This window comes from Paralteromonas sediminis (assembly GCF_003820355.1).
In the GTDB taxonomy this organism is placed as follows: domain Bacteria; phylum Pseudomonadota; class Gammaproteobacteria; order Enterobacterales; family Alteromonadaceae; genus Alteromonas_F; species Alteromonas_F sediminis.
In genome coordinates, this window is record NZ_RPOK01000006.1 from 115,072 (window position 1) to 133,145 (window position 18,074).

General features: G+C 46.5%; 18 protein-coding genes. All 18 read left to right on the plus strand.

Going from position 1 to position 18,074, the window contains the following annotated elements; genetic code table 11:
* Positions 1–6: 6 nt before the first annotated feature.
* The 18 genes from fliF (at position 7) to DRW07_RS16980 (ending at position 18,045) form a co-directional block, all read left to right on the plus strand.
* Positions 7–1,704 carry a flagellar basal-body MS-ring/collar protein FliF gene (fliF, locus tag DRW07_RS16895; protein ID WP_124029129.1) on the plus strand — a complete coding sequence of 566 codons (1,698 nt, stop codon included), beginning with the start codon at positions 7–9 and terminating at the stop codon, positions 1,702–1,704.
* Positions 1,705–1,716: 12 nt separating this feature from the next.
* Positions 1,717–2,754, plus strand: coding sequence for a flagellar motor switch protein FliG (gene fliG, locus DRW07_RS16900; RefSeq protein ID WP_124029130.1), 1,038 nt, complete (start codon positions 1,717–1,719; stop codon positions 2,752–2,754).
* Positions 2,754–3,536, plus strand: coding sequence for a flagellar assembly protein FliH (gene fliH, locus DRW07_RS16905; protein ID WP_124029131.1), 783 nt, complete (start codon positions 2,754–2,756; stop codon positions 3,534–3,536). The genes fliG and fliH overlap by 1 nt, the downstream gene beginning before the upstream one ends.
* Positions 3,529–4,872: a flagellar protein export ATPase FliI gene (gene fliI / locus DRW07_RS16910; protein WP_124029132.1), complete on the plus strand. Its 1,344-nt coding sequence runs from the start codon at positions 3,529–3,531 to the stop codon at positions 4,870–4,872. The genes fliH and fliI overlap by 8 nt, the downstream gene beginning before the upstream one ends.
* Positions 4,865–5,299: a flagellar export protein FliJ gene (fliJ, locus tag DRW07_RS16915; protein WP_124029133.1), complete on the plus strand. Its 435-nt coding sequence runs from the start codon at positions 4,865–4,867 to the stop codon at positions 5,297–5,299. The genes fliI and fliJ overlap by 8 nt, the downstream gene beginning before the upstream one ends.
* Before the next feature lie 135 nt (positions 5,300–5,434).
* The gene (locus tag DRW07_RS16920; protein ID WP_124029134.1) at positions 5,435–7,300 is read left to right on the plus strand and encodes a flagellar hook-length control protein FliK; all 1,866 of its coding nucleotides are present in this window, start codon (positions 5,435–5,437) and stop codon (positions 7,298–7,300) included.
* A gap of 61 nt (positions 7,301–7,361) precedes the next feature.
* Positions 7,362–7,895: a flagellar basal body-associated protein FliL gene (gene fliL / locus DRW07_RS16925; RefSeq protein WP_124029135.1), complete on the plus strand. Its 534-nt coding sequence runs from the start codon at positions 7,362–7,364 to the stop codon at positions 7,893–7,895.
* Between the two features lie 12 nt (positions 7,896–7,907).
* A complete protein-coding gene (fliM, locus tag DRW07_RS16930; protein ID WP_124029136.1) occupies positions 7,908–8,966 on the plus strand; it encodes a flagellar motor switch protein FliM in 1,059 nt (352 codons plus the stop codon).
* A gap of 16 nt (positions 8,967–8,982) precedes the next feature.
* The gene (fliN, locus tag DRW07_RS16935) at positions 8,983–9,405 is read left to right on the plus strand and encodes a flagellar motor switch protein FliN (protein ID WP_124029137.1); all 423 of its coding nucleotides are present in this window, start codon (positions 8,983–8,985) and stop codon (positions 9,403–9,405) included.
* Positions 9,406–9,517: 112 nt separating this feature from the next.
* Entirely contained in the window at positions 9,518–9,850 is a 333-nt protein-coding gene (gene fliO / locus DRW07_RS16940) for a flagellar biosynthetic protein FliO (protein WP_240630704.1), read from the plus strand.
* Positions 9,843–10,589 (plus strand): flagellar type III secretion system pore protein FliP, encoded by a 747-nt coding sequence (gene fliP / locus DRW07_RS16945; RefSeq protein ID WP_124029139.1) that lies wholly within the window; start codon positions 9,843–9,845, stop codon positions 10,587–10,589. Before fliO ends, fliP begins: the two co-directional genes overlap by 8 nt.
* 2 nt (positions 10,590–10,591) lie before the next feature.
* Entirely contained in the window at positions 10,592–10,861 is a 270-nt protein-coding gene (gene fliQ, locus DRW07_RS16950) for a flagellar biosynthesis protein FliQ (RefSeq protein WP_124029140.1), read from the plus strand.
* Between the two features lie 2 nt (positions 10,862–10,863).
* Positions 10,864–11,649: a flagellar biosynthetic protein FliR gene (gene fliR, locus DRW07_RS16955; RefSeq protein WP_124029141.1), complete on the plus strand. Its 786-nt coding sequence runs from the start codon at positions 10,864–10,866 to the stop codon at positions 11,647–11,649.
* A 9-nt stretch (positions 11,650–11,658) separates the two neighbouring features.
* Positions 11,659–12,783: a flagellar biosynthesis protein FlhB gene (gene flhB, locus DRW07_RS16960; RefSeq protein ID WP_124029142.1), complete on the plus strand. Its 1,125-nt coding sequence runs from the start codon at positions 11,659–11,661 to the stop codon at positions 12,781–12,783.
* A 238-nt stretch (positions 12,784–13,021) separates the two neighbouring features.
* On the plus strand, positions 13,022–15,121 hold the full coding sequence (gene flhA / locus DRW07_RS16965) for a flagellar biosynthesis protein FlhA (protein ID WP_124029143.1): 2,100 nt from the start codon (positions 13,022–13,024) through the stop codon (positions 15,119–15,121).
* A gap of 10 nt (positions 15,122–15,131) precedes the next feature.
* A complete protein-coding gene (flhF, locus tag DRW07_RS16970) occupies positions 15,132–16,457 on the plus strand; it encodes a flagellar biosynthesis GTPase FlhF (protein WP_124029144.1) in 1,326 nt (441 codons plus the stop codon).
* The gene (locus DRW07_RS16975) at positions 16,454–17,317 is read left to right on the plus strand and encodes a MinD/ParA family protein (RefSeq protein ID WP_124029145.1); all 864 of its coding nucleotides are present in this window, start codon (positions 16,454–16,456) and stop codon (positions 17,315–17,317) included. The genes flhF and DRW07_RS16975 overlap by 4 nt, the downstream gene beginning before the upstream one ends.
* Complete coding sequence (locus tag DRW07_RS16980; RefSeq protein ID WP_124029146.1) at positions 17,317–18,045, plus strand: RNA polymerase sigma factor FliA; 729 nt, start codon at positions 17,317–17,319, stop codon at positions 18,043–18,045. The genes DRW07_RS16975 and DRW07_RS16980 overlap by 1 nt, the downstream gene beginning before the upstream one ends.
* Positions 18,046–18,074 lie beyond the last annotated feature (29 nt).

Sequence of the window (18,074 nt, forward strand, 5' to 3'; positions counted from 1 at the left end):
AGTAGGGTGGCTGACGCAACGGGAACCAATATCGCTCTGGCAGAAAACAATTTTGCCGGAGACAATGAACCTGAGCAAAAATCGGGGTTTCTGGATACGTTAGGCAGTGCTGACATGATGCGTCAGATGACGTTGGTGGTGGTACTGGTTATCTGCGTCGCCATTGCTGTCTTTATTCTGATTTGGGCACAAGAACCCGATTATCGTCCACTGGCAAAAATGGATACTGAGCAGCTCATCGAAACCCTTGATTATCTCGATGCCAATACCATTGATTATCAGCTTGAAGGCAACACAGTCCTGGTCAGAAGTGACCAGTTTCAGGAAATCCGTCTGGGAATGACACGACAGGGGGTTTCACAAGCCAGTTCCTCTGGTACTGATATCATAATGACAGACATGGGGTTTGGTGTTAGTCAGCGTTTGGAGTCAGAACGTCTTAAACATGCCCGTGAACAACAAATCGCTGCCACGATCGAAGAAATGTCAAGCATCGCCAGGGCCAAGGTGCTATTGGCAATGCCAAAAGAAAACGTGTTTGCGAGGCGCGAGCGAAAAGCCAGTGCTACGGTTGTACTAACCGGTAAGCGCGGTCAGGTGATATCCGGAGAAGAAGTCGATGCTGTAGTCGATATTGTCGCTTCTGCTGTTCAAAATATGGACCCGTCACGTGTCACAGTGACAGACAGCAATGGTCGGTTATTGAATTCTGGATCGCAGGATGCGATGAGTGCCAGGGCGCGCAAGGAATACGAACTAGAGAGAAAGCGTGAGCAGGAGTACCTAGATAAGATCGATGCCATTCTTATTCCGGTTTTGGGTATTGGTAACTACACGGCTCAAGCCGATGTCAGCATGGACTTCACCGCGGTTGAACAAACTCAGCGCAGATTTAATCCGGATTTACCTGCCGTACGCAGCGAAATGATCTCTGAGGAAAGCAGCACGGGTTCAGTCAATGGCGGTATTCCAGGTGCCTTGACCAATCAACCTCCGCTTGAGTCTAATATCCCTGAGAACGCTACCGGTGGCAACGGTCCCGTACCTGTGCCCGGACGCAGTAGCAAAGAACAGACACGTAATTTTGAATTAGATACCACTATTAGTCACACTAAGCAGCAAACAGGGGTTATGTCTCGGTTAAGCGTGTCAGTCGCGGTAGATTATCGCGCTGTTACGGGAGAAGATGGCACGGTCACTCAGGAGCCTAGAACCCAGGAAGAATTGCTTAACCTACGCAGATTATTGCAGGGCGGCATTGGTTTTGATGTGACCCGGGGAGACTCGTTGGAAGTGGTCAATATGCCATTCACTCGTATGGACGTTGGCGAGGTTGAAGAATTGCCACTGTGGGAGCAACCATCGTTTTTGCCTATACTTAAACTGGTTGTAGGGGGTCTGGTTATTATTGCGCTAATTGCCTTTGTCATCCGACCCATGCTGCGCAAACTTATTTATCCTGATGAAGTCTCTGATGGAGATAGCTTTGACGCAGACGAGCAGCTTGATTTGGGTGATGAAACCATCAGCATGTTGAGCAACGAGTTTGATGAAGGTCAGGTTGGTTTTGCAGCAGATGGTTCTCTCATGCTACCGGATCTGCATAAAGACGAAGATGTATTAAAAGCAGTAAGAGCATTGGTAGCGAATGAACCAGAACTGTCAGCCCAGGTTGTGAAGGGCTGGTTGATGCAAGATGAATAGAGAGTAAGCACTGTGGCGGAAGAATTAGAAGCAGTCGATACGGGTTATGATGTCGGTAAACTAGAAGGCGTTGAAAAAGCAGCCATTCTGTTATTGAGCCTGTCAGAAGAAGACGCAGCACAGATCTTAAAGCACTTAGAGCCTAAACAGGTACAAAAGCTGGGCTCTGAGATGGCGAAAGTCGATGACATGACACAGACCAAGATAACGGCTGTGCACAAACACTTTATCGATGAAATTCAGAATTACAGTACCATCGGCTTCCAAAGCCAGGACTTCGTTAAACGCGCCTTAACGGCTGCGCTAGGTGAGGACAAAGCCGCCAATCTGATTGACCAAATCATGATGGGATCAGGGGCGAAAGGTCTTGATTCATTGAAATGGATGGACTCTAAGCAGGTTGCCAGTATTATCCGCAATGAGCACCCGCAAATCCAAACTATCGTATTGTCGTATCTGGAACCTGAGCAATCCGCCGAAATTTTGTCACAGTTCCCTGAAAAAGTACGGCTCGACCTGTTAATGCGTGTGGCCAATCTGGAAGAAGTGCAACCCGCTGCGTTACAAGAGCTCAACGAGATCATGGAGAAACAGTTCGCAGGACAAGCGGGCACGCAAGCGGCTAAGATGGGCGGCCTGAAGTCAGCGGCTGACATAATGAACTACCTCGATACCAACATTGAAGGCCAGTTGATGGACGCTATCCGTGAGCAAGACGAAGAAATGAGTCAACAGATCCAGGATCTTATGTTCGTCTTTGACAATCTTGTTGATGTTGATGATAGAGGCATTCAGGCGATTCTGCGTGAAGTTCAGCAAGAAGCACTTCTCAAGGCGATTAAAGGTGCTGACGAAGAGCTTAAGAACAAGATCACCAGCAATATGTCGAAACGCGCTGCAGAAATGCTGCTTGATGACCTAGAGGCAATGGGCCCTGTGCGGGTGAGTGAAGTGGAAACGTCACAGAAAGAGATTCTTTCCGTGGCACGTCGTTTAGCTGATTCGGGTGAAATTATGCTTGGCGGCGGCGGTGGCGATGAATTCTTATAATGAGCAATGCGGATCAAATTGACAAGAGTGACATCGATGACTTTGTTCGTTGGGAAATTCCTGTCGTTGAAGATACCAATCGAACCACAGAAGACAAACCTACCAATGCGTTAAACAAACGATCAGATTGGAAGTACGAGCCGCCAGAGAAAGATGAGGAAGTGCGTCCGCCCACAGCAGAAGAAATTGAAGCCATTCGGCAAGCCGCGTACGACGAAGGGCTCGCTCAGGGCAAAGAAGAGGGTCATGCAGAAGGGTTTGAGGAAGGCAAATCGGAAGGGTTTGAACAAGGTTTAAAGGAAGGTCAAGAACAGGGCAGTCAGTCTGGATTCGAAACAGGTAAGGCCGAGGTTGATGCACTCATTGAACAATGGCAATCTATGGTTGAGCAGTTACATCAGCCACTACACAAACTGGATGATGAAGCAAAGCGACAACTAACCAAATTATCCGTGACGCTGGCCAAGGCGGTAATCCACACGGAAGCGAAAACGAATCACGACGTAATTGTCAGTGCAGTCGAGAAAGGCATAAATGCTCTGCCGATCAATGAAACCCAAATACAAATTTTGCTAAACCAGTCCGACATCGATGTTATTGAGCAGCATTTTGGTCAGGACAAAATAAAAGAAAGAGGCTGGGAAATTGTTCCTTCCGCTTCAATTACTCAAGGTGGCTGTGAGGTTGTGTCTCACAATAATGCAGTAGATGTGAGCGTTGAAAAGCGTTGTCGAACAGTACTGGAAACGTTTTTGTTAAATCATGGTTTGAGCGATGAATGATTTGGCTGAATATTTTTCATCTCTGGCTGAGAAGGTGCCCACAGCCCCTGTCGTCGCAGCTGGAAAACTGGTACGCGGGATTGGGCTAACATTGGAAGCCATTGGCTGTCAGTTACCCGTTGGTAGTCACTGCTTAGTACAAACCATTGATGGTGAAATTGAAGCTGAAGTGGTGGGTTTTGGCAACGACATTACTTATTTAATGCCCACTGAAGCGGTCAGAGGGATTATACCCGGCTCGCGTGTTATGCCATTAGCCAGACAAAATGGCTTGGGTGTGGGTATGGCGATGCTAGGCCGTGTAGTTGATGGCAATGGCCAGCCCCTCGATGGAAAGGGACCGATTGAAACAACACACAGAGTGCCGTTCACCCGCCCTCCTATTAATCCGTTGAATCGCCGCCCTATTAACCAACCCATAGACGTAGGTGTGCGATCAATCAACAGCATTATTACTGTTGGGCAAGGTCAGCGAATGGGTTTATTTGCAGGAAGCGGGGTGGGTAAAAGTGTACTCATGGGCATGATGACCCGTGGCAGTAGCGCCGATGTGGTCGTGGTGGGCTTGGTTGGAGAACGTGGTCGAGAAGTGAAAGAGTTTATCCACGATATTTTGACTGAAGAAGAGCGAGAGCGTGCTGTTGTGGTGGCGTCTCCCGCAGATACCTCTCCACTTATGCGCCTAAAAGGTTGTGAAACAGCAGTGAGTATCGCAGAATTTTTTCGTGATCAGGGCATGAACGTCCTGTTGCTAATTGATTCGTTAACGCGATATGCCATGGCACAACGAGAGATTGCATTAGCGGTGGGAGAGCCGCCAGCTACCAAAGGCTATCCGCCGTCAGTATTTGCGCGTCTACCTGCTTTGGTCGAGCGTGCGGGTAACGGCAGTGAAGGGCAAGGCTCGATTACCGGTTTTTATACCGTACTGACTGAAGGTGATGATCTTCAGGACCCCATTGCCGATGCGGCGAGGGCAATATTGGACGGGCATATTGTGTTGTCAAGAGAATTGGCCGACGCGGGGCATTATCCCGCCATTGACATTGAAAAGTCCATCAGCCGCGTTATGCCACAGGTTACCAGCGACGAACACGAGTTAGCGGCACGAAAGATTAAGCAAGTGTATTCCACCTATCAGCAAAATCGTGACCTCATCACTATTGGGGCCTACACAAAAGGCACGGATAGTCGAATTGATTTGGCGATAGCCGCAGAGCCTGCAATTAATGCCTTCTTACAGCAATCGATGAAGTCAATACTACCCTATGACGAAAGCCTTGAAGCAATGCAAACACTGGCAACAGGTTTGACGGCGGGGGCAACGCGTGGCTAGGGATCCCCTGCAAACTGTTTTGCGTTATGAGTCCGATAAAGAGCAAAAGCTGGCTGAATATTTTTATCAGGCGCAACGCAATGTTGAAGCACAGCGTCAAAAATTGACGCAGCTTCAGCAATATCGGGTTGATTACATTGAGCAGATTAAACAGACTGCCGCGTCTGGCGTTCAGGCCACCCGATATCAGCAGCATTTGTCTTTTGTTGGAAAGTTAGACCTGGCTTGTGAACAACAAACACAAGCTATCACACAAGCCTCATCGGTTGCTGAACAACGAAAGGTCACCTGGTTGAAACAGCAACAGCGCAAAAAAGCTATCGAAAAGCTCATTCAAAAACAGCAGGCGATTGCCGTTCAACGCGCCAACCGCATTGAACAGTCAGAAATGGACGAATTTGCCAACCAATTGTTTTATAGACGTTAAAACGCAAAAAATTCACATCAGAAGAAAAATTCTCCTATGCGTAGAATAAAGTGGAACAAGTTTTGCTGAAGCTAAAGCAGTTTCTTGTTACCACGGCGCCAGTAGCCCTGTTTGCCGTAAAATGAAGGCGGAATTATGCAACAAATTGCCACATCGCAGAAAGAGATTGCCGCAGGTGCACTGCCCATAGACATTAATGTTGAAACGCAGCCAGAAGGCCAAGCATTTCAATCCGTGTTGCAGTCGGCGACGTCGGCTAAGCCCAAAGCGAACGAGCAAAGCATGCCCGCAACGTCAAAGCAACCTGTTGACAATCAATCGCAAAATCGCGTGTATGAACAAGAGGTAGATGAAGGTGTTGTATCCCTCGATAAGGCAGAGATGAGTAATCAAAAGCCCGATGTTGAGGAAGCGCCCATGGTACCCACTAAGGTCTCCGATAAGACTGAAAAAGCCGACCAGAGTCTGACTGAAAATGAGCAAGTCCAGGCAGAAATTGACGAAATTCTTGGCAACAATGACGTTGCAGATATTGATTGGGTGAGCTTTGTTGAAGCTATTGACAAGCAATTGGCACCTGAGTCTAAAAAGATAAATGATCTTGCACAAGATGACGTGTCATTTGACAGTGACATTGAACAACAAGAGGCTCAGAGTAAGACAGAAGACACAGAATCAGCGCCCGTTTTATTTATTGAGTCTGACGAGGCTGTGATCGACATTCCCATTGAAGATGCCATTATTGAAGCTATCCAACAGCCAGCAGAGCAGGTAAGTGAAGAGTCAAAAGTGATTATTGCTTCCTGGTCAAATAAAGTGGCGGAATTACTAGAGTCCGAGCAAACAGAGGGTAGCAAGGAGCAAATGAACCAGGGTGCTGATGCGTTGTTGTTGCAAGGCCTGGTACTGAACACGGTTGATCAGAGTTCTGACCCTGATGCAGGAGAGACGGATCTCAGTGAAAAGGATGTTGCTGATTTATTGTTGGATCAAGCGGTTACGTCGGAAGAGGTTGTGGCAGAAGACAGTGGACACATTATCTTCCCTATTGTTGTCGATAATACGGAGAAAGAAATTAAGACTGAGGCATTAACTGACAAAACGGTTCAGCCAGTCAACGTTGAGCCTCTTATCGTTAGTGATGAAGTCATAATGCCACTTGCAGAACATGTTGCTTCTGTTTTAGATAACGCGGCACAAGAAAAAGCGGCGGTTAAGGCTATCTCAGGTGAACTCGCTGCTATGATTAAAGAATTCACTGCACAGAAGTCTGAGGGAAGAGAACCAGGTATCAGTCTCAAGAAAGCTGTTGCTGCGGCAATTGATAAAGGCGAGCTAAGCCTTACCGCTGAGCAGCAGCAAGCCGTTGCTCATCAGGTGAGCCGTGCAGAGCAAATGGTGAATGTAATAAAAGCAGTGGCTGATTCTTCACCTCAACCCTTGCACTCAGTGCTAGGACCACAGTCTTCTAGCACCAGCGAACAACAACTCTTTGCAGCTGCTGAGCGTCTTACCGCAGAGGGAAGCACACAGGTTTCAGATCAGATAAAAGCCGCACAAACGACACAGGGACAGATAGATAAGCCGGTACCAGTGCATCAGCCGGAAGGGCAAAAGCAAGTCGCAGAAAAGATTCGCTGGATGGTCAACAGTCGAACGACCGCTGCTGAAATTCGTCTAGATCCGCCTGAGCTCGGTAGTATGCAAATACGAGTTAACATGTCTGGTGACACTGCCTCAGTGAGTTTTGTTGTGCAATCTGCACAAGCCAGAGATGTATTGGCGGATGCCACCCCGCGATTGAGAGACATGCTCGCTGAACAAGGTATTGACCTAGGGGAGTCTTTTGTAGAGCAGCAAGACCAACAACAGCAGTTTGAGGGTGATGAGGGCGGTTCAGGCGGAAGCCCCGCAAACTTTGGTGTTGAAGAGGAAGAGATGACTGTTGTTGAACAACCCATCAATCGGCCTTCTGTTTACAACATTGATGCGTATGTTTAATTGTCGTTCGTCGTTGCTTGAATCATAATAAGCAGTATGTACAAACGTAGAGACCCGATAAATGGCTGAAGAAGAGTTACAGATAGAAGAAGGTGGAAAGAAAGGCAAAATGATGATCATCATCATTGCTGTTGTTGTCCTTATAGTGAGCGGGGCAGCGGCCTACTTTTTCTTGTTTAGCAGCGATGATACGCCCGTCGAAAGCACAGCAACTGAAGCCGCTCAGGGTGGTGAAGGTGACGCTGCGTCAGCCGCACCTGCATCTGCATCGACGGGTACAGCATTATATGTTGCCATGCCTAGGCCGTTTGTCTTCAACGTGCCAGGAACCGGAAGAGATCGCCTCGTGCAAATAAAGGTTCAGTTAATGGTGAGAGGGTCCGATAACGAGGAGACTGCCAAGTCGCACATTCCTCTAATTGAAGGCACGCTGTTACAGACTTTTAGTGCGAGCAATGCTGACGATTTGGTCACCGAAGCCGGTAAGATGGCCTTAAGAGAGGATGCGCTTTCAGCGGTCCGTGGACGGTTGCAAGAAATTACTGGCAAAGATGTGGTTGAGCAGGTGTTGTTTACCGGCTTTGTGATGCAATAACGAGGAATTTGCGTGAGCGATTTACTTTCACAAGACGAGATCGATGCCCTATTACACGGGGTTGATGATGTAGAAGAAGAAGACGTTTCCGAATCCGAAGCGAGTTCTTCTGCGCTTGAATACGATTTTTCGTCGCAAGACAGAATTGTTCGTGGACGCATGCCTACACTTGAAATTGTGAATGAACGCTTTGCCCGACATATGCGCGTGAGTTTATTCAACATGATGCGTCGTTCTGCTGAAGTGTCAATTAATGGCATTCAGATGATCAAGTTCGGCGAGTATATCCACACGCTTTTTGTTCCGACTAGCTTAAATATGGTTCGCTTCAGACCACTTAAGGGCACTGGCTTGATCACGATGGAAGCCAGGCTTGTGTTTATTCTGGTCGATAACTTTTTTGGTGGTGATGGTCGCTATCACGCTAAAATTGAAGGCCGTGAGTTTACGCCAACAGAACGTCGAATTATTCAAATGCTGCTCAAAATCATTTTTGAAGATTACAAAGAAGCCTGGGCTCCCGTGATGGATGTGTCATTTGAATACCTGGATTCTGAAGTTAATCCGGCCATGGCGAACATTGTAAGCCCGACCGAAGTGGTGGTGATTAGCTCCTTTCACATCGAGCTGGATGGTGGTGGTGGTGACTTCCACGTTTCTTTGCCCTATTCGATGCTTGAGCCCATTCGTGAGTTACTCGATGCCGGTGTGCAAAGTGACAAAGAAGATACTGATTTACGTTGGAGCAAAGCATTACGTGATGAAATTATGGATGTGGATGTGTTGTTGACTACCCATATGCTTGATTTTGAACTGAGCTTGCAAGAACTTATGGACGTCAAAGCCGGTGATGTGATCCCGGTCGAAATCCCAGAACATATCACTGTATTAATAGAAGGCTTACCAACGTTCAGAGCGAAGATGGGTCGCTCTCGGGACAATTTGGCATTACAGATTGTTGAGAAAATTCCACGTCCAACTTCAGTGAAGTCTGAATTGCAATTACTGACCCGAAATGGTCGGATTATTGACAACGATGCTGAGCTGCAAGTATTGGAAGAAGATTTGTAGTAAATAGGGGGAACCTATGAGTGAAGAAGAAGGTTTAGACGATTGGGCGGCAGCAATGGCCGAACAGGCCGATGCAGAGGCTGATGAACAAGCAGGCGAAAACGCAAGCGATGGAGACGATGTTCAGGTTGCTGAACTCGACGAGTTTGGTGAATCTGCGCCTATTACCAGCGAAGAAAAGAAAAAACTTGATACGATTTTAGATATCCCTGTGACTATCTCTATGGAGGTAGGGCGCAGTCATATCAGTATCCGAAATCTGCTGCAATTGAACCAAGGTTCGGTTGTAGAATTAGACCGCGTGGCGGGCGAACCACTTGATGTGCTAGTAAATGGCACGTTGATTGCTCATGGAGAAGTAGTAGTAGTCAACGACAAATTCGGTATACGCCTGACAGATGTTATTAGCCAAATCGAGAGAATCAAAAAACTTAGATAAATCCTATTTAAAATCAATAGGATATTATTCCTTATTTAGCCTTTTCTCCACTCGAGTAAGCGCACAGGAAAGTGCCTCTCCCTCAACAAGCGTCAGTGATTTTGGCACCCTGTTGTCCATTTCTCTGTCGCTTTTTGTTGTTTTAGCCCTTATTTTTGGTCTTGCCTACCTAATGCGTCGGTTTACTGTCACTTCCTCGGGGAATGGCCAGATGAAGGTGGTCGCCAGCATGATGGCTGGGGCTAAGGAGCGCATCATGGTGCTTCAGGTAGGTGATGAGCAACATTTGATTGGCATCACACCTAACAATATTAATCACTTATCCACGCTAAAAGCCCCTCTGGAGACGCAAAAGCCTACTTCGTTGCCTGCTGACGGTACCTTTAAAGATAAGTTAGTGGAAGCCATGGCTGCCAGAATAAAGCCGGAGAAGAAACATGATTAAGCTTCTTCTATTTATTGTACTGCTCATCGTTATTCCTGACAGTTACGCCCAGCAGGGCATTTCTGCCGTTACTGTCACTACAAACCCCAACGGAAGCCAAGAATACTCCATGACCTTGCAAGCGCTGTTTATCATGACAGCGCTGAGCCTGATCCCAGCATTCGTCATGATGATGACATCTTTTACTCGCATCATCGTAGTTTTGTCTATCCTTCGTCAGGCCATTGGGCTTCAGCAGTCTCCGTCAAGCCAAATACTGATAGGCGTAAGCTTGTTCCTTACCATGTTTATTATGGCACCAGTCTTTGAAGAGGTGAATGAGCGAGCTCTGCAACCGTATCTTGAGGAAGAGATGACCTCCATAGAAGCATTTGAACAGGCCAAGGGACCAATGCGTGAGTTCATGCTCTCGCAAACTCGGGTTAAAGACTTGGAAACCTTTGTGCAAATTGCTGGGCAGGAGGGCGTTTACGCAGATCCTTCTGAGGTGCCTTTAACCATATTGATCCCAGCTTTTGTGACCAGTGAATTGAAAACTGCCTTTCAGATTGGCTTTATGCTGTTTATTCCGTTTTTGATTATTGATTTAGTGGTGGCTTCTATCCTGATGGCGATGGGTATGATGATGTTGTCACCTATGATTGTCTCTTTACCATTTAAGCTCATGTTGTTCGTATTAGTCGATGGCTGGAACTTAATTTTTGGCACATTGGCGTCTAGTTTTGGAATGGGGACATAGCAATGCAACCAGAAGTGTTTGTTGAAATTTTGCGCGAATCAATGTTTATGGTGATTTTGCTGGTCTCCGCGGTCATTCTGCCGAGTTTGGTGGTAGGACTAGTGGTTGCTGTGTTCCAAGCTGCGACATCAATCAATGAGCAGACCATGAGTTTTTTGCCAAGGCTGATTGTTACGCTGCTGGCGCTGAGCTGGGGTGGAAACTGGCTACTGACCAAGATAATGGATTTCACTTATCACATGGTCGATCTTATCCCGCAGGTAACGGGCTAGTTATGATTATTCCCTTAGATAGCATAACGCAGTTTTTGGCAGATTTAATGCTGCCTTTTATGCGTATCTCTGGGCTATTTGCTGCCATGATTGGGCTTAGCGCAAAGTCTATACCGCCAGTTGTAAGAGGGCTTCTCGGCATAATATTAGCTTTTATGATCATGCCGCTTATTCCTCCCGTGCCAGTTGCTGAGCTGGTGAGTGCGAAAACCTTTTTGCTTTGTATTCAGCAATTACTTATCGGTATTGCTATTGGCTTTATTTCCATGATGGTTCTTAATACTTTTGTGCTAGCCGGTCAAATAGTCGCGATGCAGACTGGATTGGGTTTTGCCAGCATTGTTGACCCAGTGAATGGTATCAACGTCCCCGCCGTAGGCCAGTTTTATTTGATATTGGCAACCTTGCTTTTTTGGTCCTTAGACGGCCACCTTGCCATGATCCAAATGATAGTGATCAGCTTTGATGCCTTTCCTATTGGCGAAGCTTTTCTTACGGCTGAAAATATGAAAGATATTGCCCACTGGGCCTCATGGATGTTTGTGTCTGCGGTGACCCTTTCTCTCGCGCCTATTGTGTCTTTGTTGATTGTAAATCTGGCGTTTGGTGTCATGACTAAAGCTTCACCGCAACTAAATATCTTCAGCATTGGGTTTTCAATATCGCAAATTATGGGACTTATTATTATATGGATAACACTAGGAAACTTTACTTCACATTTTGAACTTCAGTGGGGGAAGGCACAAGAATTTATGTGCGAACTTTTGGTTATTTGCCCCTCTCCCTAGGAACAGAAAATGGCAGAGTCATACGAAAAAACAGAAGAACCCACGTCCAAAAAGCTGGAAGATGCCCGAAAAAAGGGGCAGCTTGCCCGCTCAAAAGAGCTATCTACTACATTGGTTCTCATTGGTGGGGCCTTGGCCATTTTAATATTTGGCGGGTGGATCGCTGAGAGCCTTTTTTACACCACACAACGCATGTTTTCTTTATCCAGAGACGAAACCTATGACCCTTTTCATATGTTTCAGGCTATTGCTGACGTGATTCAAGCTGTAGAAGCACCTGTTCTGCTGTTTATGCTGGTATGCATGGTTGGCGGCATATACGGTTCTATTGCATTGGGCGGGTATAACTTCACCTGGGAGTCAGCATCACCCAAGTGGTCGAAGATGAACCCAGTACAAGGCTTTAAGCGTATGTTTGGTGTGGAGGGCATGGTTGAACTGTTAAAAGCCATTGGGAAGTTTATTGTTATTGGCGGAATGGCATTGGCGGCTTTGTATATGTATCGCGATGAAGCGTTGCACTTAGACTTGGAGATATACCCCGCTAACTTATTTCATGCGCTTGAGATGATTGAATGGGCATTTTTACTCATGTGTCTAGGCATGATCCCAATTGCTATCATTGATGTGCCATTTCAAGTGTATAAACACAATAAAGAAATGAAAATGACCAAACAAGAGGTCAAGGATGAACGTAAAAACGCAGATGGCGACCCTCAGGTTAAGGGCCGTATTCGGCGTCTTCAATATCAAGCCGCTGCAAATCGAATGATGCAAGCTGTGCCTGAGGCTGATGTCGTAGTGACTAACCCCACACACTTTTCAGTAGCATTAAAATACGCAGAAAATGGCAACCTAGCCCCAATCTGTGTTGCAAAAGGTGCAGATGAGCTTGCGATGCACATTCGTAAAATTGCAACGGCCCATGAGGTACCACTGATTCCATCACCCATGTTGGCAAGGGCAATCTATTATTCCACAGAAGTTGACGAACAAATCCCTCACGGTTTGTTTATGGCGGTAGCACAAGTGCTTGCTTATGTCTTTGCCTTAAAACGTTATAAAAAAGGCAAAGGTGAACGACCTAAACCACTATCAAAAAATCTGCCAATACCGCCAGAGCTAAGGCGGTAATGTACTGCATATGACGTTCAAAGTAAGTATGCAGTAAGGAGTGAGAAGAATAAATAAACCACACCATGACCCATGCCTGAGGGGGGGTAATTTGTTTACCCCTTTTTTTACTGAATCACATTGCTGCGTTCATCTGTTTAAAAGAAATTTAAAACTTGGCACAGTTGTTGAAATTAATCTCTTTACAGGAAGACAAGCGTCAAAGTTTTGATTCCGTTTGAATAAAGAGAGGTATTCATTGCAGTTACCAGCCGTTTTTCAGCGCTTCGATAAGACCCAGGTGCAACAGTTTTCTGGCGGTTTAGGTGCGCCACTCATCTTACTGGCATTGATGGGCATGGTTATTCTCCCCATGCCGCCCTTTCTTCTGGACGTCTTGTTTAGCTTCAACATTGCGCTTTCTCTGGTGATCATCTTGGTGGCGGTGTTTACACAACGCCCGGTTGATTTTGGTATTTTCCCTTTAGTTCTCTTGATCGCCACCGTACTTCGACTAGCACTCAACGTGGCCTCGACGAGGGTTGTTCTGCTCTATGGGCACGAAGGTGAAGACGCCGCAGGTAAAGTCATACAGGCCTTCGGTGAAGTCGTGATAGGTGGCAACTATGCCGTAGGTGTGGTCGTATTTGCGATTTTGCTTATCATTAATTTTAAAGTCGTTACTGCGGGTGCAGGCCGCATCTCAGAAGTAAGTGCCAGGTTTACTCTTGATGCCATGCCAGGTAAACAAATGGCAATCGATGCTGACCTAAATGCCGGGTATATCGACCAGGAAGAAGCGCGCAAGCGACGCGAAGATATAACCACAGAAGCCGACTTCTATGGCTCTATGGACGGTGCATCAAAATTTGTGAAAGGTGATGCCATTGCCGGCCTTTTTATTATGCTTATCAACATAGTTGGCGGTCTGTTTATTGGCATAATCCAGCATGATCTTGCATTCGGACAGGCCATAGAGGTCTATACCATTTTGACGATTGGTGATGGTTTAGTGGCTCAGATCCCATCACTGTTATTGTCTGTAGCGACAGCGATTATCGTTACTCGTGAAAATGAAACTCAGGAAATGGGTAGCGAAATACGCTCTCAGTTGGGTAACCAACAAGCGTTGTATGTGGCTGCAGGTATTTTATTTGTCATGGGTATTGTTCCTGGTATGCCACATTTTGCTTTTTTAACGTTTGCAGTGTTTATTGCCAGTGTCGCTTACTATCAAACCTACCGCCAAAAACAAGAAAAAGAGCAAGCCAGTAAACCGGATGTAATAGACACTGAAAAAGTGGCGCCACCTGAAGTCAAAGAGTTGGGCTGGGATGATGTGCAGCCGGTTGACACTATTGGTCTGGAAGTCGGTTATCGGCTTATCCCACTCGTAGATAAAGCGCAAGGAGGCGAATTACTTACTCGCATAAAAGGCGTGCGCAAGAAGCTTTCGCAAGACTTGGGTTTTTTGGTGCCACCCGTCCATATCCGCGACAATTTAGACTTAGACCCCAACGCCTATACCATCTCTATGTTGGGGGTGACTGTGGGTGATGCCCAGATAAGTCATGACGAGGAACTGGCGATAAACCCCGGGCAGGTGTTCGGTAAACTGGAGGGGCGAGCAACGAAAGATCCTGCGTTTGGCCTGGATGCTGTGTGGATTAAACCGACCCAACGTGAACATGCGCAAACACTGGGCTATACCGTTGTAGACGCTGCTACCGTAGTCGCTACACATCTAAGTCAACTATTGACCAACAATGCTTATCAGCTATTGGGTCATGAGGAAGCTCAGCAACTACTCGACATGCTTGCTAAGAGTCAACCCAAATTGGTTGAAGGGTTAGTGCCCGACATATTGCCTTTGAGTACCGTCGTAAAAGTATTGCAAACATTGCTGTTTGAGGGCGTACCCGTTAGGGACATGCGTTCTATTGTGCAAACGTTGTCTGAATACGGGCCTAAGAGTCAAGATCCTGACGTTCTAGTCTCAGCCACACGAATTGCACTCAAACGCCTGATTGTTCAGGAAGTCAGTCAGGGCGCTCAGGAAATACCCGTTATTACATTGGCGCCAGAGCTGGAACAGATGTTGCATCAGTCACTTCAGGCCGGTGGAGAAAGTGGTGCGGGTATCGAACCTGGATTGGCTGAGCGATTACAGCACTCTCTACAGGAGGTTAGTCAGCAACAAGAGCTGGCAGGTGAACCTGCCGTGTTACTGACTTCTGGGATGCTGAGGCCGGTATTGTCTCGCTTCCTGAAAAGTGCCGTTGCCGGGTTGCATGTTCTGTCATATCAGGAAATGCCCGAAGATAAACAAATAAAAATAGTCAGTGCTATTGGTCAATAGGTAATAGGTTATGAAAATCCGTCGTTTTTTTGGTAAAGACATGCGAGAAGCATTACGTCTCGTAAAAGAAGAGCTTGGTGAAGAGGCTGTTATTATGTCTAATCGCAAGGTTGCTGACGGTGTTGAGCTTGTCGCGGCATTTGATAAAGAACCCGCGCCGCAGTTTAAGCCCGCGGCAACATCAACAAAAACAATGCCGAGTTTGAGTGACATAATCGGTGAGAGCGGCCCAGATAGCCTTAAAGCATTGCTTGAAATACAAAAAAAGAAACAAGCTGAGGCCAAATCCGCAAAGGTAACGCCAACAGATGCGTCCAATGTGCCACCAAAGCAAAATCCCGATATTGTGCAGCCCCCGCATGTTTCGCAGGTCAATAAACCAGAAACACCAACCAATGACGCACCACGCACGGCCCAAGATCTTGAACCCATCAAAGAGGAATTGGCTTCATTGAGGCACATGCTTCAGCATCAGGTAGCCGATTTAATGGACGCAAAACGTCAACGTCAAAAGCCAATGCATGCTTTCATTAGCAAGCAGTTGGTTGGAATGGGGTTGAGTTATACACTAGCAAATCAACTGGCAGACTTTGTGCCAAGTGATGCTAATGAACGTGAATCTTGGCGCTATGTGTTACAACTTATGGTAAATCGCTTGTCGTTACACGGTAATCAACTACTGTCACAAACTGGCGCGGCTGCTTTTGTTGGACCTACGGGAACGGGTAAAACCACAACAATTGCGAAATTAGCGGCCCGTTATGCGCAAAAATACGGTCCCGATTCTGTGGCCCTTGTTACTGTGGATACCTACAGAATAGGTGCCTTTGAGCAATTACAGACCTATGGAAAAATCATTGGCTGCATTGTGAGACAGGCGCAAAATGCTCAGGCTTTAGCTGATCTGCTTTTTCAGTTACGCCACAAACGAATGATTTTTATAGATACGGCAGGGTTTAGCCAAAGAGACAGTCGACTTATTTCACAGTTAGAACAGTTTAACAACCCAACTATGTCGGTAAAACGTTATTTGGTACTGCAAGCAAATACACAATACCCAGCGCTAGAACGTTGCTTGGAAGCCTATAAAGGACTAAATATGGATGGGTGTGTACTGACTAAGCTGGATGAGTGCTATAGTTTAGGTGAAGCGTTGAGCGTAGCCATTGAGCAGCAACTTCCTTTGAGTTTTGTTACCGATGGACAACAGGTTCCTGAAGATATAAAGCCAGCTGATGCAAAATCTTTAGTAACTATTGCTGCAAAGCTTTATAAAAAGTATGGTTTGTCTCATACTAATAACCATAATCCTATTACAACAACACAAGCAGTATGATTGTTGACCAGGCGAGCAGCTTACGAAATATGAATCAATCACGATTAATTAAGGTCATTGCTGTGACCGGCGGTAAAGGGGGAGTTGGTAAAACCAACATCACACTGAATACCGCTATTGCTATGGCAAAGCAAGGCAAGCGAGTGATGGTACTCGATGCTGATTTAGGCTTGGCTAATGTTGACGTGATGCTGGGCCTGCGCGTAGAGCGAAATTTGTCACATGTTCTCAGTGGTGAATGTACGCTTGATGAGGTGCTTGTAACCGGTCCCCATGGTATTAAAATTGCACCCGCAACATCAGGAACGCAAGCCATGACCGAACTTACGCCCACAGAGCATGCAGGGTTGATCCGCGCATTTAGTGAACTGCGTTCAGAAATCGACGTCCTCATTGTGGATACTGCAGCAGGGATCTCTGACATGGTTCTGAGCTTTTCCAAAGCCTCTCAGGATATTATGGTAGTGGTATGTGATGAACCCACATCATTGACAGATGCGTACGCATTGATAAAGCTGTTAAACAGAGAACACGGCGTATTCCGTTTCAAGGTTGTGGCTAATATGGTGAGAGACTTGCGCGAAGGCAGAGAATTGTTCAGTAAGTTGTCAAAAGTGACAGGGCGATTTTTAGATGTTGCTCTTGAACTGGTTGCAACCATTCCGTTTGATGAGAACATTCGAAAATCTGTGCGCAAACAAACGGCTATTGTTGATGCTTACCCCGCATCGCCTGCTGCTGTTGCTATTACGCAACTTGCAACACAGGCATTGCGATGGCCAATTCCCTCTCAACCAGGTGGACATTTAGAGTTTTTTCTTGAACAACTTGCGTCGAGCAAAGCTGTAGGAAACCAGTAGTGGCAGGAAAAGCAGCTGCTTATCAGCAGCAGGCAGATAAAACACAATTAGTAGAGCAACACGCACCATTGGTGAAAAGGATTGCACATCACCTGATGGCGCGTCTGCCTGCCAGTGTTTTAGTCGACGATCTAATCCAAGCCGGCATGATAGGGCTACTGGAAGCTGCACGGAATTTTGATGGTTCAAAAGGCGCGAGTTTCGAAACCTTTGCCGGCATTCGCATTCGCGGTGCCATGCTCGATGAAATTCGAAAGGGCGACTGGACGCCGCGCTCGGTGCATAAAAACAGTCGTGCGATAACTGAAGCCATTGCCGAAGTAGAGCGAGAAACAGGGCGAGACGCTAGGGACGCAGAAATTGCTGCTAAACTTAATGTAAGCCTTAACGATTATCACCAAATGTTGAACGATGTAAACGTGGGTAAACTCGTTGGCATTGAAGATCTTGGCGTCTCTGAGGACGTTATTACGACCGATGCCGAAAGGGGCACCGATGCACCGTTAGAAGATCTTATGCAAGGCGCGTTTCAAAAAGCGTTAGCTCAGGCGATTACAACATTGCCCGAACGCGAGGCGATTGTGCTATCGTTGTACTATGATGAAGAACTGAATCTTCGCGAAATCGGAGAAGTGTTGGAAGTCAGTGAGTCAAGAGTAAGCCAGATACACAGCCAGGCCATGCTCAAATTGAAATCTCGCATGCAGTCGTGGCAAAAAAACGATTAAAGTAAATTAAAAACAATTAGATAATAATT

Coding starts and splice junctions, on each gene's coding strand:
- fliH (WP_124029131.1), top strand. CDS start 2,754: ATGAGCAATGCGGATCAAATTGACAAGAGTGACATCGATGACTTTGTT.
- fliI (WP_124029132.1), top strand. CDS start 3,529: ATGAATGATTTGGCTGAATATTTTTCATCTCTGGCTGAGAAGGTGCCC.
- DRW07_RS16920 (WP_124029134.1), top strand. CDS start 5,435: ATGCAACAAATTGCCACATCGCAGAAAGAGATTGCCGCAGGTGCACTG.
- fliL (WP_124029135.1), top strand. CDS start 7,362: ATGGCTGAAGAAGAGTTACAGATAGAAGAAGGTGGAAAGAAAGGCAAA.
- fliN (WP_124029137.1), top strand. CDS start 8,983: ATGAGTGAAGAAGAAGGTTTAGACGATTGGGCGGCAGCAATGGCCGAA.
- fliP (WP_124029139.1), top strand. CDS start 9,843: ATGATTAAGCTTCTTCTATTTATTGTACTGCTCATCGTTATTCCTGAC.
- fliQ (WP_124029140.1), top strand. CDS start 10,592: ATGCAACCAGAAGTGTTTGTTGAAATTTTGCGCGAATCAATGTTTATG.
- fliR (WP_124029141.1), top strand. CDS start 10,864: ATGATTATTCCCTTAGATAGCATAACGCAGTTTTTGGCAGATTTAATG.
- flhB (WP_124029142.1), top strand. CDS start 11,659: ATGGCAGAGTCATACGAAAAAACAGAAGAACCCACGTCCAAAAAGCTG.
- flhF (WP_124029144.1), top strand. CDS start 15,132: ATGAAAATCCGTCGTTTTTTTGGTAAAGACATGCGAGAAGCATTACGT.
- DRW07_RS16975 (WP_124029145.1), top strand. CDS start 16,454: ATGATTGTTGACCAGGCGAGCAGCTTACGAAATATGAATCAATCACGA.